This window comes from Lysinibacillus sp. RS10 (assembly GCF_041956855.1).
Taxonomy (GTDB): Bacteria; Bacillota; Bacilli; order Bacillales_A; family Planococcaceae; genus Lysinibacillus; species Lysinibacillus xylanilyticus_A.
In genome coordinates, this window is the sequence record NZ_CP167122.1 from 408786 (window position 1) to 425422 (window position 16637).

At 38.4% G+C, this 16637-nt stretch carries 16 protein-coding genes and 1 riboswitch; of the genes, 13 read left to right on the plus strand and 3 right to left on the minus strand.

Annotation, left to right across the window (positions count from 1 at the left end; all coding sequences use genetic code 11):
• Positions 1-103: 103 nt before the first annotated feature.
• Positions 104-604, plus strand: coding sequence for a methylated-DNA--[protein]-cysteine S-methyltransferase (locus tag ACB089_RS02165; protein WP_374965110.1), 501 nt, complete (start codon positions 104-106; stop codon positions 602-604).
• A gap of 74 nt (positions 605-678) precedes the next feature.
• Here the strand turns inward: ACB089_RS02165 and ACB089_RS02170 are convergent, their stop codons facing one another.
• Positions 679-1974, minus strand: coding sequence for an ammonium transporter (locus tag ACB089_RS02170; RefSeq protein ID WP_374965112.1), 1296 nt, complete (start codon positions 1972-1974; stop codon positions 679-681).
• Positions 1975-1986: 12 nt separating this feature from the next.
• Positions 1987-2328 (minus strand): P-II family nitrogen regulator, encoded by a 342-nt coding sequence (locus ACB089_RS02175; RefSeq protein ID WP_068986411.1) that lies wholly within the window; start codon positions 2326-2328, stop codon positions 1987-1989.
• A gap of 312 nt (positions 2329-2640) precedes the next feature.
• Between ACB089_RS02175 and ACB089_RS02180 the strand changes: the two genes are divergently transcribed.
• The 3 genes from ACB089_RS02180 to ACB089_RS02190 all read left to right on the plus strand — a co-directional run bounded on the left by ACB089_RS02180 (position 2641) and on the right by ACB089_RS02190 (position 5523).
• Positions 2641-4101 carry a nicotinate phosphoribosyltransferase gene (locus ACB089_RS02180; protein WP_374965114.1) on the plus strand — a complete coding sequence of 487 codons (1461 nt, stop codon included), beginning with the start codon at positions 2641-2643 and terminating at the stop codon, positions 4099-4101.
• A 22-nt stretch (positions 4102-4123) separates the two neighbouring features.
• Positions 4124-4948: an ammonia-dependent NAD(+) synthetase gene (gene nadE, locus ACB089_RS02185; protein ID WP_374965116.1), complete on the plus strand. Its 825-nt coding sequence runs from the start codon at positions 4124-4126 to the stop codon at positions 4946-4948.
• Positions 4949-5205: 257 nt separating this feature from the next.
• Positions 5206-5523, plus strand: coding sequence for an NAD synthetase (locus ACB089_RS02190; protein WP_374965118.1), 318 nt, complete (start codon positions 5206-5208; stop codon positions 5521-5523).
• A 102-nt stretch (positions 5524-5625) separates the two neighbouring features.
• Here the strand turns inward: ACB089_RS02190 and ACB089_RS02195 are convergent, their stop codons facing one another.
• Positions 5626-5871, minus strand: a complete 246-nt coding sequence (locus ACB089_RS02195; protein ID WP_374965120.1) for a hypothetical protein — start codon at positions 5869-5871, stop codon at positions 5626-5628.
• Between the two features lie 430 nt (positions 5872-6301).
• On the opposite strand from ACB089_RS02195, the gene ACB089_RS02200 reads away from it, so the two are divergent.
• The 9 genes from ACB089_RS02200 (at position 6302) to guaA (ending at position 16598) form a co-directional block, all read left to right on the plus strand.
• Positions 6302-6940: a nitrous oxide reductase accessory protein NosL gene (locus ACB089_RS02200; protein ID WP_068986408.1), complete on the plus strand. Its 639-nt coding sequence runs from the start codon at positions 6302-6304 to the stop codon at positions 6938-6940.
• A gap of 61 nt (positions 6941-7001) precedes the next feature.
• Positions 7002-8273: a nitrous oxide reductase family maturation protein NosD gene (locus ACB089_RS02205; protein WP_374967648.1), complete on the plus strand. Its 1272-nt coding sequence runs from the start codon at positions 7002-7004 to the stop codon at positions 8271-8273.
• Positions 8270-8722, plus strand: coding sequence for a nitrous oxide reductase accessory protein NosL (locus tag ACB089_RS02210; protein WP_374965122.1), 453 nt, complete (start codon positions 8270-8272; stop codon positions 8720-8722). The genes ACB089_RS02205 and ACB089_RS02210 overlap by 4 nt, the downstream gene beginning before the upstream one ends.
• Entirely contained in the window at positions 8722-9531 is an 810-nt protein-coding gene (locus tag ACB089_RS02215; RefSeq protein ID WP_374965124.1) for an ABC transporter permease, read from the plus strand. Before ACB089_RS02210 ends, ACB089_RS02215 begins: the two co-directional genes overlap by 1 nt.
• Positions 9528-10208: an ABC transporter ATP-binding protein gene (locus tag ACB089_RS02220; RefSeq protein WP_374965126.1), complete on the plus strand. Its 681-nt coding sequence runs from the start codon at positions 9528-9530 to the stop codon at positions 10206-10208. The genes ACB089_RS02215 and ACB089_RS02220 overlap by 4 nt, the downstream gene beginning before the upstream one ends.
• Before the next feature lie 243 nt (positions 10209-10451).
• Positions 10452-11396 (plus strand): AAA family ATPase, encoded by a 945-nt coding sequence (locus ACB089_RS02225; RefSeq protein WP_368638154.1) that lies wholly within the window; start codon positions 10452-10454, stop codon positions 11394-11396.
• Positions 11393-12574 carry a DUF58 domain-containing protein gene (locus ACB089_RS02230; protein ID WP_374965128.1) on the plus strand — a complete coding sequence of 394 codons (1182 nt, stop codon included), beginning with the start codon at positions 11393-11395 and terminating at the stop codon, positions 12572-12574. Before ACB089_RS02225 ends, ACB089_RS02230 begins: the two co-directional genes overlap by 4 nt.
• The gene (locus ACB089_RS02235; RefSeq protein WP_374965130.1) at positions 12571-14754 is read left to right on the plus strand and encodes a DUF3488 and DUF4129 domain-containing transglutaminase family protein; all 2184 of its coding nucleotides are present in this window, start codon (positions 12571-12573) and stop codon (positions 14752-14754) included. Before ACB089_RS02230 ends, ACB089_RS02235 begins: the two co-directional genes overlap by 4 nt.
• A 36-nt stretch (positions 14755-14790) precedes the next feature.
• Positions 14791-14892, plus strand: a riboswitch (purine riboswitch).
• Between the two features lie 152 nt (positions 14893-15044).
• On the plus strand, positions 15045-16598 hold the full coding sequence (guaA, locus tag ACB089_RS02240; protein ID WP_368638157.1) for a glutamine-hydrolyzing GMP synthase: 1554 nt from the start codon (positions 15045-15047) through the stop codon (positions 16596-16598).
• The last annotated feature ends 39 nt before the right edge of the window (positions 16599-16637 follow it).

Here is a 16637-nt window from a genome sequence, read left to right on the forward strand (position 1 = left end):
AGTAAAATAACTGTAGCATGAAATTATGGAGAGCTACAGCCGTTTTACATTTTTTGCATTTTGTAGATTTTGATGATCATTATGAATGTAAGGGGAGCAGGGGATGGATGTATTATATGTAGATACACTAACATATGCACAGGGCACTATGTATATCGTTGCCTCAGATGAAGGTCTTGTATATATCGGAACACCAAATGTATCGTTTGACGAGGTAGAAGTGTGGGCGAAAAAGCCATTTAAAGGCTATCGCTTTGAAGAACATAAAGTCAAGTTACAACCTTATATAAAGCAATTAACAGCTTATTTTAATGGAGAGCTTACTGAATTTGATTTGCCGATACATGTCAAAGGGACTCCATTTCAACTAGCAGTATGGGATGCCTTAAAGGAGCTGCCATACGGTGCAACTGCAACGTATTCAGACATTGCACATCGCATTGGGAATCCGAAAGCGGTAAGAGCAGTAGGTAGTGCTATAGGTGCCAATCCTATATTAGCGATTATTCCGTGTCATCGTGTGATTGGAAAAAATGGTAAGCTAACAGGTTTTCGTAGTGGATTAGGGATGAAAGAATTTTTACTTGAGCTAGAGAGAGTATAAACAAGAATGTGCATAAGCTGCTTCTTATGCACATTCTTGTTCTTTATTGAGAAGGAATAAAAGCTTGCTGGACACTATACATGTTCTTCTTGGACAACGGTGTGTGTTTTACCGAAATGAGTTAAACGATGTGCAAATGTTTCTCCTCGTACGGCAGAGCCTTTGAAAATATCCTGAAATTCATAAGCTGGAGCGCCGTGTTCGATGACATCTAGGCCAGAGACTTCTTCTTCAGAAGAAACACGTAATGGCACAAATGCTTTTATGATAAATAAACCGGCTGTTACTGAAACGCTAACCCAGGCAATTGTAGCAATAACGCCAATCGCTTGCACACCTAATAGGCCAAAGCCCCCTCCATAAAATAACCCTAGACCACCAATATCAAACAAGCCAACTGCTAAGGTACCCCAAGTACCACAGATACCATGTACAGCAATTGCCCCAACAGGATCATCAACTTTTAATTTCCATTCAATAAAGCGGACACCCTCAACTAATAAGGGAGCAGCAATCAAGCCGATCATAATTGAACCGATAATACTAACATTAGCAGCCCCGGCAGTAATAGCTACGAGCCCTGCTAAAGCACCGTTTAATGTTAGTGAGCCATCAATATGACCATATCGAAACTGCGTATAAAAGGCAGTTGCGACAACTCCAGCAGCCGCTGCGAAAAATGTATTTGCGATTACAATAGGAACAAGTTTAGGATCAGCGGCTAATGTAGAAGCACCATTGAAGCCGAACCAACCAAACCAAAGTAAAAATACACCTAGAGCTCCTAATGGGATACTATGTCCTGTAATAACGTTAACACGACCATTTTCATATTTTCCAAAACGAGGACCGACCATGACTGCTGCTATAAGTGCCGCAACTGCACCTGTTAAGTGAACAGCGGTAGATCCTGCGAAGTCAACAAAGCCAAGATCTGTTAACCAACCTTGATCACTCCACACCCAATGGCCAACAACAGGATAAACAAGTGATGACATGAGAATAATAACGCCGATATAAGCAAAGATATTAGTACGCTCCGCCACTGCTCCAGATAAAATTGTTGCTCCAGTTGCTGCAAACATCGTTTGGAAGATAAAGAAGGAAAGATCATCTACACCATTTAAAGCAAAGCCACTTGTACCGAAGAAACCGCCAGCAGAATCACCAAACATAATTGCGTACCCACATAGAAAATAGACAATACCGCCAAGTGAAATAGTAAGGAAGTTTTTCATAATAATATTGACTGCGTTTTTTGAACGCGTAAAGCCAGCCTCAACCATCGCAAAACCAGCGTGCATAAAGAATACTAAAATTGTACCGAGCATTACCCAAACTAAATTTACAGATAATATTACTTCATCCATATATGTGCCCCCTTATTCTACAGCAATCGATCCGACTTCTTTTGTGCGGATACGAATTGCTTGTTCTACTGGATAAATAAAGATTTTTCCGTCTCCAACCTTGCCGGTTGCTGCATCACGTAATAAAACTTCTACAATAGGATCTACTTTTTCATCATCAACAATCATTTCTAATTTCAACTTTGGCAAAAATTCAATTTCATAGGTATTTCCACGAAATAACCCAGTCCGACCTAATTGCTTTCCGCAGCCAGCTATTTCAGAAACACTTAGTCCTGCAATTCCTTCCTGTGCCAGTCCGTCCCTAACAGCACCGAAAACTTCGGGACGAATGATTGCTTCTATTTTTTTCATCACTACCAGCTCCTTGTCGTAATTGTAATTTACATGTTAAAACGGCATAAAAAACGGTGCAATGGTTTTTTTATAATGCATGTTATGTTTTATTACATAGTATATTTCGGATTTCGTACTAGTTTAGGAAAAAGGTTTTTATAAGGGGAATGAAAGCGGTACTAAAAAATGTGTCTAAAATGTGTATGATTCAAAATTTTCTGATTTTAATGTGAGGAAACCTCACATTAAAATAGAGGAATGTAAAACGCAAGAATTTGGGTATATAGTGTATACTAGGACTAATTATCAAAGCGGAAGAAGGGGTTTCTTGTGAGATCAAACTATGCAGATGATAGCTTAGCGCTACACACGGACTTGTACCAAATCAATATGGCAGAATCGTATTGGGCTGATGGTATACATAATAGAAAAGCAGTTTTTGAACTATATTTTAGAAAATTACCTTTTGGCAATGGTTATGCAATTTTTGCGGGATTAGAGAGAATTCTTGAGTATTTACGTGATTTTCGCTTTAGTGATTCGGACATAGCGTATTTGCGTGAAGAGGTTGGTTATAAAGAGGATTTTATCGAGTATTTAAAAAATATTCGTTTTACTGGAGATATGTATTCTATGGTGGAAGGAGAAACTGTTTTCGCTAATGAACCAATTATCCGCATTGAAGCGCCGTTAGTGGAGGCGCAACTAATTGAAACCGCATTACTTAACATTGTGAATTACCAAACCTTAATTGCAACAAAGGCTAGTCGTATTAAACAAATTATAAAAAATGAAGTGGCGATGGAGTTTGGTACACGACGCGCTCAGGAGATGGACGCAGCAATTTGGGGAACGCGTGCGGCGTTTATTGGTGGTTTTGCTTCAACTAGTAATGTGCGAGCAGGTAAACTCTTTAATATACCAGTATCAGGTACACATGCACATGCACTTGTACAGGCCTATAAAAATGATTATGATGCATTTCACTCCTATGCAAAACGTCATCGTGATTGCGTATTCCTTGTAGATACTTATAATACGTTAAAATCGGGTGTGCCAACAGCGATCCAAGTGGCTAAAGAACTTGGAGACAAAATTAATTTTATTGGAATTCGATTAGACAGTGGGGATATAGCTTTCTTGTCAAAAGAAGCACGACGTATGTTAGATGAGGCGGGCTTCCAAAACGCTAAAATTATCGTATCAAATGACTTAGATGAATACACGATCTTAAACTTAAAGGCTCAAGGTGCAAAAGTTGATGTGTGGGGAATTGGTACAAAGCTTATTACTGCATATGATCAACCAGCTTTAGGGGCTGTTTATAAAATGGTCGCTATTGAAAATAACGATGGGCAATTAGAAGATACGATTAAAATTTCTGCGAATGCTGAAAAGGTAACGACGCCAGGTCTTAAACACGTATATCGCATTATTGATAGAAAGAATGGCAAGGCAGAGGGAGATTACATCACGATGCAAGATGAAAATCCTCAATCAGAGGAAAGAATTAAAATGTTCCACCCTGTTCATACATTCGTATCAAAATTTGTAACGAACTTTGAAGCTAAGAATTTACATCATCATGTGATTAAAAATGGTGAAATACATTATCAAAATCCTACTTTGGAAGAAATGCGCGATTATGCAGCTAATAATTTAGAGTTGTTATGGGATGAATATAAACGCGCCATGAATCCTGAGGAATACCCAGTCGATTTAAGCCAAAAATGCTGGAATAATAAAATGCGTAATATTGAAGAAGTAAGTGAAATGGTCAATCGATTGTAAAGCGTAAGGAGTGAAGGACAAAATGACATTACAGCAAGAAATCATTAAGGAATTACGTGTATTACCTACTATTGATGAGCAGGAAGAGATTCGCAAATCCATCGATTTTTTAAAGGAATATGCTCGTCGCTATAGCTTTGTAAAGGGATTTGTTCTCGGGATATCAGGTGGTCAAGACTCCACATTAACGGGAAAAATAACACAGCTTGCAGTTGATGAGTTAAATGCCGAGGTCGGGGAAGCAAAGTATTCATTTTGGGCTGTCCGCTTACCATATGGTGTGCAGGCTGATGAAAAGGACTGTCAGGATGCCATTGATTATATTAAACCTACGAAAACCTTCACAGTAAATATTAAAAATGCCGTCGATGCTAGTATGGAATCATTAGCTAATGCAGGTATTGAGGTAAGTGATTTTGTAAAAGGAAATGAAAAGGCACGTGAGCGAATGAAGGTGCAATATTCTATTGCTGCTATGAATAATGCTGTTGTGCTTGGGACAGATCATGCTGCAGAAGCAATTACAGGTTTTTACACTAAGTTTGGAGATGGTGGTGCGGATTTAATGCCAATCTTCCGTCTCAACAAGCGTCAGGGTAAACAAATATTAACTGCGCTTAATTGCCCGGAGCATCTTTATTTAAAGGTACCAACTGCAGATTTAGAGGAAAATCGCCCTTCTTTACCAGACGAAGCAGCACTTGGTCTGACATATGACCAGATTGATGATTATTTAGAAGGGAAGGAAATCCCTGAAGAAGCTCGTAAAACATTAGAAGGGCATTATTTACGTTCTCAACATAAACGTCATATGCCGATTACAATATTTGATGATTTTTGGAAGTAATATATAGGCTATCACCCAGTCTCTACTCCAATCAACTTATCTGCATGGCATACGCTTTAACAAATGTCATTCTTAACTTCTGTGATAAGCCAATAAATATTTGGGAAAAGAGTTATAAGAAAAAGTGATTATTACTTTTTCGGATAGCCCTTTTCTCCTTTTTTTTTAAGATTCGGTTCTACGCTGTTAATTTTTCGCATATAATGTCGATATAAATACCTATAGAGTTGATAAAAAGTAAAGGAGGGTAATTATTTATGAGGACTTCTAGAGTAAGTGCGACGACAAGTAGTATATTTCGGAACGAGCAACAGTATTTACATGCAGGGGATATAAGTCACAATTTTGGACAAAATCCGAAACAACAGTTTAAAAAGAGTATGCAAAAAAATAAAGATAAGAAGAGTACGGACAACACTAAACAACTTCAACAACGCTCAAATAAAATAGAGGCTAGTTATTTGGACGGCGCATACGATTTACAAATACGCAATGAATTAAATGAAACTGCCGTTAAGCTAAGTCTTGTCAGCAAGCGAAAGAAGCTTCTCAATAGTTACCGCTCTTCTGTATAACATCATAAATCGAACTCTCTACATCATTTTGGATGTAGAGAGTTTTTTATTGTGATAAAAAATACAATGATGTTAATGAAATCCTTAAGAATGTTGTGGACTTTAAAGGAGGGCGATTTCCGTTCCGGCTGGGCGCTTTGTAGCTGTCGCTTTGCTTTCGCTACAGAAAACATTTGTAGCTGTCGCTTTGCTTTCGCTACAGAAAACATTTGTTGCTGACGCTTCGCTTTCGCACAGATAAAACATTTGTTGCTGACGCTTCGCTTTCGCACAGATAAAACATTTGCCGCTGACGCTTCGCTTTCGCGCAGAGCTTCCTGGGGGCGTCCGATGAGCCGCTTGGGGCAATAGATGTTTTTTGCGCGAAAGCGTAGTGCTAACGTAGCGGCAGCAGCACGATGTTGGTCACGAAGGCGTTATCACAGGATGTGATGCTCTTAGTCTTCGTTCCTCTATCGATAATCCCCAAGGAGTCGCCCAGTCTCCACTCCAATCAACTACTTCGGCAAGGGTTGTATCCTCTGGCATATCATTTTAATTTATAGTAATTAAAAGAAACTTCGACAACAGGTCTGGTATACCTTTATTTCATTAACTTTTAATTTAAATCACAAAAAATGGAGATTATATATATTATATTCAAAATATTTGAAATCGAGATGTTCAATGAATATTCAAGATAATTTTTCCAATGCTTCACAGTAATTTTTAACTTATTTCACAACTTACCTGTAAAGTGTTTAGTAGGAACAGAAAAAAGAAATTGGGGGAAGTAGTTGTGAAAAAATTATGGTTACCTGTACTAGCGGTATTACTATTACTCGCGGCTTGTGGTACGGAAAAAGAGAAAGTTAAGGAAGAAGAATCTAAGCAAGATGTTGCGGCGACTGAAGCAGAAGCAAAGGATAAGTCTGAAAAAGAAACTTCTGTAGCTGATTCACGTTTACAAGAGCCGAAAGAAGATACGATGTGTGAAATGTGTAATATGAAAGTATATATGAAGGACGAAGAGATGGGTGAATTTTCTACTCAAGCAATTAAAGAGGATGGAACAATTGCCTTTTATGATGACATCGGCTGTTTAGTAAATGCTGAGGTTGCAAATAATGAAAAGAACGAAAAATTTGTACGTGATTTTAATACAAAAGATTGGGTAAAGGTTGATGATGCAACGATCGTCAAAACAGACCTAAAATCTCCGATGAATTGGGGATATGTTTATTTCAATGATAAAGCTGATGCTGACAAATATATAGCTGACAATCCAACTGCACATGTAGAAGAATTACAAAAAATTAAAGACGATGCATTAGAGCGTCGTAACAAGAAAATGAAAGAAAAAGCTGAAAAAGAAGCCAAAGGTGAATCTGACTCTATGCATATGGAAGAGAAGAATCATGATGGTCAAGGTCATTAATCGAATGGACTAGGGGGAATTCCTCTAGTCTTTTCGTGCTGAACTGGGAGGTAAGGGATTGATGAAAAAAATAGGGTTTGCCTTATTGTTTTTTCTATTCATAAGCCAGACGGTGTACGCAGATTTCGATGTACAGCATGCAATTGATGCAGCCAAACCTGGAGAGGTTGTACATATTCCTGCTGGTCGTTACCATGGCAATTTCATCGTGACAAAACCGATAATGTTAAAAGGTGAAGAGGGAACTGAACTAATTGCAGAAAAAAACGAGCCAGCACTTCGAATTGAAAATACTGCCAATATAACTGTAGAAAATATAAATTTATCAGGAAAAAACAAAGCGATTGTTGCTAGTAATGTAGATGGACTTGAGCTACATAAATTACAAATTAAAGACGTTCATTCCGGCGTTCATATACAACGTTCTAAAAATGTACGTATACATGAAGTTAATGTGACCGGTAATGTGGGGCATTATTCAAGAAAAGGTAATGGGTTGGCTGTTTTTAAGAGTGAGAACATCATGATCGAGAACAATACTATTGAGCAAGTGCAGGATGGAATTTATGTAGAGGATGTAAAGCGTATCGTAGTCCAACGAAATAAGGTTACGAACAGTCGTTACGGTACGCATTTTATGTATACGAGTGATGCTGAAGCACTTTTGAATACATACCATCATAATGTCACGGGTCTTATGATTATGATGACAACAGACATCCACCTTGAAAGCAATACAGTAGAAAATCATATTGATTTTAATGGCTACGGTATGCTCCTCTACGATGTACAGCAAGCAAAAATTAAGCATAACACCATCAAGAATAATCGAACGGGTGTAGCATTGCAGAAAAGTTCAAATGTTCAAATTGAAACGAATGATTTTCAGATGAACCAAACAGCTCTTGAGGGCACGAAGGTGAGTGACGACACGAAAGCTAGTAATAATAACTTTACAGGTAATATTTTAACTGCTCGCTCCGATAAGCAAGGCTTTAAACTAGAAAGCAATTATTATGATGATTATTCGGGAATTGATTTAGAAGACAATGGTCTCGGTGATGTACCGTACGTGGCGGTGTCAAGCTTTGGTCAATGGATGGTACGTCAGCCTGTTTACCAATATTTTGTAGAATCTCCGAGTGTCATTCTGCTGACATCGCTTGATCAGCAAATTAACAAAACTGAAAAGAATATGCTCGTTGATCATACTCCGAGATTGGCGATGGAGGGTAAGAAAGAAAAGAATAAGATAAATATCGTGCAAATGCTATTAGGTTTATCCTTACTATTAAGTAGTTTATGGCTATGGAAAAGAGGAATAACAGAATGAAAAAATGGATGATAATTGTAATGCTATGTTGCGTTATGTTGATAGGGTGTAGTGAAAAAACATATGAGCCTCGTGAAATAGTTAGTGAAACTGATGTTTGTAAAATTTGCAATATGAGTATAGTTCATAATGCATATGCTGGTCAGATTGCGTTGAAGAATGGTGATTATGAAATTTTCGATGACATTGGCTGTCTTATGGAATATATAGAAGCAAATGGCGAAGATGAGGTTGGAGCAGCCTATATAAAAGATGCAGCAAAAGATGAATGGATTGACGTTTTTGAAGCTGTATATGTGTACAACAAGGATTATTGGACACCGATGAATTATGGGGTAGTTGCATTCGATACGAAGGAAGCGGCACAGGAGTGGATGTCTACAGAGGGGGACGGTCAGCTACTTACTTATACGGATTTACACGATTTTAAATGGGGGATCCATGAGTAATGTATAGTATGCTTATCAAACTAGAATTGAAGCAAATGCTCAGAAGTCGTTGGATGCAACTGGTCGGTATACTTTTCACACTTGTTTTTACAGCTATCATTGTCATTCAGCAAATGGCATTACCAGATGTAGAGGGCTTTACACGACAAACAGCCTCGTTTTTAAATGTATTGCTGTTTTTATTACCACTTTTTATATTAACCATCGGAAGTATGAGCGTAGCTGGTGACGTGGAATCAGGGTGGTTTTCTTTATTAAAGACATATCCGATGACACGTACGCAATATATTGCAGGAAAGTATATGGCAACCGTGCTGGCCTTTTTATTGGTTGTTGTAGTGGCATTTGGGGTTATACTAGCGCTTGGTGGATTTTTAGGTGGAGTACGTTTACCGATTATTTTCATTATCCTGACATTGCTATGTATATTCATTTTCGTGTCATTGGCCATTGCGGTTGGAGCATTTGCGAAAACAAGATTATATGCACTGTCGTTATCACTTGTTTTTTGGTCAATTTTTTTATTGCTTATCTCTTACGCTTTAATGGCTATTGGAACTGTTGTTGCGGGGCACGTTCTACAAAAACTGACGATTATAGCGATGCACATTAATCCTGTAGAGTGGCTACGCTTTGGCTACTTTATTTTTACAGATCAGGCTAGTGTGCTTGGCCCAGCATTTTATGATATAACGCAGTTTTATTCGTCACCACTAGGTTATGCTGTGTACGTGGCGGTGACATTACTTTGGATAGCATGTCCATTAGCTTACGCTAGCGCACTTTTGAAGAAAGGGGAAAGAAGATGATGCTATTAGAAGCAAAGGAATTATCGAATATCTATGACAATAATAGAGGTCTTCAAGAAGCCTCCTTTTCTTTACAAGCAGGGCGTATTTTAGCGCTTGTAGGAGGAAATGGTGCAGGAAAGAGTACTTTAATTCGCCTGCTAACCGGTCAGGAAAAACAAAAATCAGGAGAAATAATATGGCATAAGCCACAAGCTATTCGATATATGCCTGATGATGTGGATTTTCCGTCCATGTTAACAGCAGCAGAAATTTTACAACTTCTTGCTTCTTTGAAGAAAATCGGTAAAGAAGAACAAGAAGATGTCCTGAGACGCGTTGCTTTATGGGATGTTCGAAAGCAAAGAGTAAAGCATTTCTCAAAGGGGATGCGTCAACGGCTTAACCTCGCCCAAAGCTTACTTGGTGAAGGCTCTTTGCTTATTTTAGACGAGCCGACTAATGGTCTAGATCCGTTTTGGATTGCAGAGCTCAAAAAAATGATGTTAGAAGAAAAAACAAGGGGTTGTACTGTAATATTTTCCACGCATTTGCTTGCTTTTGCGGAGGAAGTAGCGGACGATGTGTTAGTTTTACATGAAGGAAACATACTTATTTCTGGTGAATTAGAGGAAATACTTTTACAAGAAAATTCATCTTCATTAGAGAATTTATGGTTAAAAAAATTAAATCTGTAACATTCTGAGAGGTAATGGCGTTATACTAGGAGGTAGGCTTGTTTGAACGAGAATTCAGACAAGCCTTCTTTTTCATGCTAAGGTTTTATTACTACTAATTAATTGCAGGTTGCTCGAACTATGAGGATAAAGTAATAGATGAACGCTTCATATAATTGTGTTATAAAACATATTTCGATATGCTTAAGAAAGTTATCGTGCAATTCAAACAATTGTTGGGTGAAATAGGAGGTTTTTTGATTTATGAATTCACAAATACAAGATGTATTAGAGAATATAGAAAAAGTAATGATCGGCAAAAGAGAGGTTGCGGAGCTTAGCATAGTAGCCATGCTGGCAAGGGGACATGTCTTGCTTGAGGACGTACCAGGTGTCGGCAAAACAATGATGGTGCGAGCACTGGCAAAATCCTTTGATGCGCAGTTTAAAAGAATTCAATTTACACCTGATTTATTGCCATCAGATGTTTTAGGGGTATCTATTTATAATCCAAAAACGTTGGAATTCGAGTTTCGACCTGGTCCGATTATGGGAGATGTCATTTTAGCGGATGAAATTAATCGTACATCTCCGAAAACACAATCTGCTTTGCTTGAGGGGATGGAGGAAGCATCTGTCACAGTTGATGGTAAAACCTTAATCATTAACCAGCCATTTTTCGTTATGGCCACTCAAAATCCAATAGAGCATGAAGGCACATATCCGTTACCAGAAGCACAGCTGGATCGTTTCTTACTAAAAATAAAAATGGGCTATCCTACACGAGGACAAGAAGTGGAGATTCTACGCCGAGCTGAACATGGTAAGCCGATTGAAAAAATTGAATCTGTGCTAACTGTTGCACAATTAATTGAACTACAGGAGCTTGTACAGGGAGTATATGTTGAAGGCTCTGTTAAAAATTATATGGTCGAGCTAGCGACTCTAACAAGGGAAGATAGCTATGTACATTTAGGAGTAAGCCCTCGGGCAACAATTGCTTTAATGAAAGCCTCACAAGCTTATGCATTTATAAAAGGGCGTAGTTATGTTACTCCTGACGATGTCCAATATTTAGTGCCATTTGTTTTTAGCCATCGTTTAGTATTAAAACCAGATGCCCGTTATGATAACGTGACGGCAGAGGAAATTATCGAGCGTATTATTGCGAAAACACCTGTGCCAACAAAAAGGTTTGCGGAGCAATGAAGAAATGGCAAGCTTTAATAGAGAAAAGTAAACATTTCTTATTAATATTTTTGTTATTGATCATAACGTTTTGTTATGCCATGTTCCAAGGTGGGTTTGTCAGCTGGTTTGTATTTTTTACGGTTAGTCCGTTTTTGTTATATGCATTTATTTTCTTATTAGTAAAAGAAGATATTTTACTTGTGGAACGCAAAATTGAGCCTTCTCATATTGAGAGTGGACAATCTGCTAAGGTTACAATTACGGTAGAACGAAAAACGCGCTTTCCGTTTGTTTATATGCTGATGGAGGAACTTGTAAACAGTGAAGCCCTTGTTCAATCGAAAGTGCAAGGAACAAATGCCATTAAGTTTGTAGGCTTCAGGAAGAAATTTAGTTGGAATTACGTACTGGAAAATATGCCCCGTGGCGAGCATCGTTACTTAGGTGTTACTATTGTTTTCTGTGATTTTTTTGGCTGGGCAAAAAAGAAAGTTGTGGCGGAAAAGGAACAAGTCATTTTAATTTATCCGAGAGTACGAGAGATGAAGTATGCCGCACTTCAAACAAAATTTGATGTTGGTACAATGATGTCACCTTATTCGATTGTTAAGGATACTTCAATGGCTGTTGGCTTACGTGAATATGTTCCAGGAGACCGTTTTTCATGGATTCACTGGAAATCATTTGCGAAAACGCAAACATTGCAATCTAAGGAATTTGAAGATCGTCAATCACAGGAGTTAATGTTGGTACTCCATGCCGAAAAGACTCCGTTATTTGAAGAAAAAATTGAGCTTGTGGCATCGATGTTACAAACAATTGTTGAAGAACGTGGAGATATTTCAATTGTTTCAGCTGGTGCTCAAACGAAGGTGTTTCCGATTATTCAAGGTAATAAGCAGCTAGATCAAGTAATGCATCATTTAGCTGCTTTAAAACCTGCGGAGACTGTCAAATTCCAATTACGAGATCAACATGTCTTTAAGCATGTTGCAACATTACTGTATGTTACGAGTGAAGTATCAGATGAATTACTTCATACTCTTGCCACTAGGGTAAAAAGCTGTATTTGTTTTGTAGTCGCGGAGCAGCCACCTATGCAATCAGAGCTAGTAAAGCGTTATAAGCAAATTCGAGTTGTGTATGTAAATCCAACAGATTATTACCATTTGTTCACGGAGGTGATGAAGCCGTGAAAAAATCACAAGGAGATTTTATAGAATTAGCAATAGCATACGTAATTATTTTTCTAATTTTACGTGAATGGCTTATTCCTGTAATGGAGCTAACAAATACAGGTGGGTTGCATTTATTTTTAGTGTTTATTGGTCTATCACTGATTCTCAGTTTATTTCAAGTACATCCATTTCTGTCGGGATTAGTGAAATTTGGCTATGTTACTTGGTTTATAGTGTTTGTTTATAGTGATAATCCCTTTTTCTCTGGACAGACATTACCCTTTTTGATAAATGAATGGAAATGGAATATGTCAGTCATTCTTTCGGGCGATTTTGGACAAGTATCAGATGCGTTTAGGACTATGCTATTCCTTGCGCTTATTTGGATGTTAATATATCTAATTCACCACTGGATCACCGTGAAGAAAAATATATTCTATTTCTTTGCGTTAACGGTATTCTTTATTGCCACGCTTGATACGTTTAGTGAATATGATGGAAAGGTGGCAATTGTTAAAGTTATTGTACTTGGATTAATGATGACGGGCTTTCTTTTTGTCAAACGCTTATGGCTTCAAACGGATGCACCAGGCAATGTAATAGGAAAGTGGAAGCTAGTTATACCGATGATTGTTTCGGTAATGCTTGTTAGTACAGTGGCATTCTTTTTACCTAAGGTAGGTCCGACTTGGGCTGATCCAGTGCCTTTTATTCAAGGGGTTGCAGGGCAAGGGGACTTAGGGACAGGTAAAAAAACAGTTGGTTACAGCGAGGATGATAGCCGATTAGGGGGACCGTTTCAAGGTGATAATACACTAGTTTTCACTGCAACTTCCCGTGATCGTCATTATTGGAGAATCGATACAAAGGATACTTATACATCGAAGGGCTGGATTCTTTCAGATGGGAACTTCGGACAAAATGTCTATCAGAACAATACCCCTATCCTAACTTCGTTACAAGTTGGAACTCCTGACAATGAACGCCAGATTCAGATGGATATCGCTGCTCCAATGCCATTTTTAATTCAAACGTATGGCATGCTATCTGTTTCTGCCCAAGATTCACCCTTGTTTATTCAGGATGGACGTACTGAAAAAATAGCAATAGAGCAACAAAATGGCGAGTCAAAATTATTGTCTAACTATACGATAGATTATAGTGAGCCAGTATATAGCATGGAGCAGCTCCAAACGTCAAAACCGTCCATGTTAGGAACATTAGATTCGTCCTTTGATCGTTTTTTACAGTTGCCAAATACACTTCCACAACGTGTTGGGAATTTAGCGACAGAAATCACACAAGATAAAGCTTCGGTATACGATCAAATAAAAGCAGTTGAAAAATATTTTTCAACTCATGGCTTTAGATACGATAAAACAGAAGTAGCAATCCCAGCTGAGGATCAAGATTATGTTGACCAGTTTTTATTTGAAACTAAAATTGGCTACTGTGATAATTTCTCAACATCAATGGTCGTGCTCCTACGTTCCGTGGGGATACCCGCACGCTGGGTAAAAGGCTTTGCACCTGGTGAATCTGGTCCGATGTCAGATGGTTTACGTGAATATCGAATTACGAATGATAATGCACACTCGTGGGTAGAAGCATATGTACCTGGAACTGGCTGGATGGAGTTCGAACCAACGATTGGCTTTTCAGGGAATGTTAATATTGACTATGATATAAAGCAAGACACTCCTCAGCAAGAGCAAGTATTGCAGCCAGAAAAAAAACAAGAGCAACCAGAGAAGGAAGAGTCAGCACCAAAGAAAGAAACATCTAGCTCAACGTTTAGCTTAGATACAGTATGGACGTGGGTTAAAAAACTTACTTATGTATGGATTGCTCTAGGCATTTTGATGATTATCGTTGGCATTACGCTGTTTATGCAACGTAAAACGTGGATACCTAAAATGCAAGTACGCGCATATCGTAAAAAAGAAGCGAACTGGACAAACTTTGATGCTTCGTACCATGCTTTAACGAAGCAATTATCTCGTATTGGATTACGCCGGAAAGATGGCGAGACATTACGAGCATTTGCTGAACGAGTTGATGCATCGTTAGAGACAGAGCAGATGCTAAAACTGACCGCTGTATATGAACAACATATTTATGGCAAGGATAAACAAGAGGTTGATTTTATGAAACTAAAAGAAAGTTGGGAATATTTAATCAATCGCACTATCAGTTGATTTTGATGGGGACAAAGAGTAAAATTAAAAAAAATTATATATGATTAGGATTGCTTTCATATAAGTTCGATAATAAGGTTCGGATGTTTCTACGAAATCACCAAAAATGATTTCTCTATGAAGGTGAATGTTTTGGATAGGTGAGAAGGTTAGTAAAATACTTGTCTTTGCTACGCATTCGCCTTTATAAATTAAGAGCTTATGAACGCGTAGGAAGTTTTTACTTTCATACGCGTTTTTCTTTGAACATATGAAAAGTTCCTTTAAAAATAGTAGAAGAGGTGGAAATATTGTCAGCTAGCCCTTTATTAAAAGAGCAAGAAAAAATCGTCGTTCTTGACTTCGGTAGCCAATTTAACCAATTAATTACGCGTCGTATCCGTGAATTTGGTGTATTCAGTGAGTTACATCCACATACGATTACAGCAGAAGAAATTAAAAATATGAACGCAGCAGGTATTATCTTTTCAGGTGGTCCAAACTCTGTTTATGATGAAAAGGCCTTTCATGTAGACCCTGCTATTTTCGAATTAGGCTTACCAATCCTAGGTATTTGCTACGGTATGCAATTAATGGCACATACACAAGGTGGTAAAGTAGAAGGTGCTGAAACACGCGAATATGGTAAAGCTGAGATCCAAGTAACAGCTTCAAACAAACTATTCGGTGAGTTACCAACAGAACAAATCGTATGGATGAGCCACGGTGACCATGTAACAGAAGTGCCTGCTGGCTTTGAGGTAATCGCAACAAGTGCTGCTTGCCCAATCGCTGCAATGGCAAATGTAGAACGTAAACTTTACGCAGTACAATTCCACCCAGAAGTACGTCACTCTGTATACGGTAATGACTTATTACGTCAGTTCGTGTTCGATGTTTGTGAAGCAAAAGGCGACTGGTCGATGGCAAACTTCATTGAACTTGAAATCGCAAAGATCCGCGAAATAGTAGGGGACAAAAAAGTATTATGTGCACTTTCAGGCGGTGTAGACTCTTCTGTAGTAGCCGTATTAATTCATAAAGCAATTGGTGATCAGCTTACTTGTATGTTCGTAGACCACAACTTAAACCGTAAAGGTGAAGTTGAACAAGTAATGAGAACATTCACTGAAGACTTTGATATGAATCTTATTAAAATTGATGCACGTCAACGTTTCATGGATAAGCTTGCTGGCGTTTCTGACCCAGAGAAAAAACGTAAAATTATCGGTAACGAATTTATTTACGTATTCGATGAAGAAGCGGCTAAACTTGAAGGAATGGACTTCTTAGCACAAGGTACGCTTTATACAGATATCATTGAATCTGGTACAGCAACTGCCCAAACTATTAAATCACACCATAACGTTGGTGGTCTTCCAGAAGATATGCAATTCAAATTAATTGAGCCACTTAACACATTATTTAAAGATGAAGTGCGCGCATTAGGGCTAGAGCTTGGCCTTGATGAAAAAATCGTTTGGCGTCAACCATTCCCAGGTCCTGGTCTAGGTATCCGAGTACTTGGTGAAGTAACAGAAGAAAAACTAGAAATCGTACGCGAATCTGATTTCATCCTACGTGAAGAAATCGCCAAAGCTGGCCTTGATCGTGACATCTGGCAATATTTCACGGTATTACCGGACATCCGTTCAGTTGGCGTAATGGGCGATGCTCGTACGTATGACTACGCAATCGGTATCCGTGCGGTAACATCTATCGACGGTATGACTTCTGACTGGGCACGTATTCCTTGGGATGTATTAGAGAAAGTGTCTGTACGTCTAGTAAACGAAGTAAAACACGTTAACCGCGTGCTGTATGACATTACATCTAAGCCACCAGCAACAATCGAGTGGGAATAGACCTTGTGAATTGTTGAGGTCTTACACATGCTGAAATGT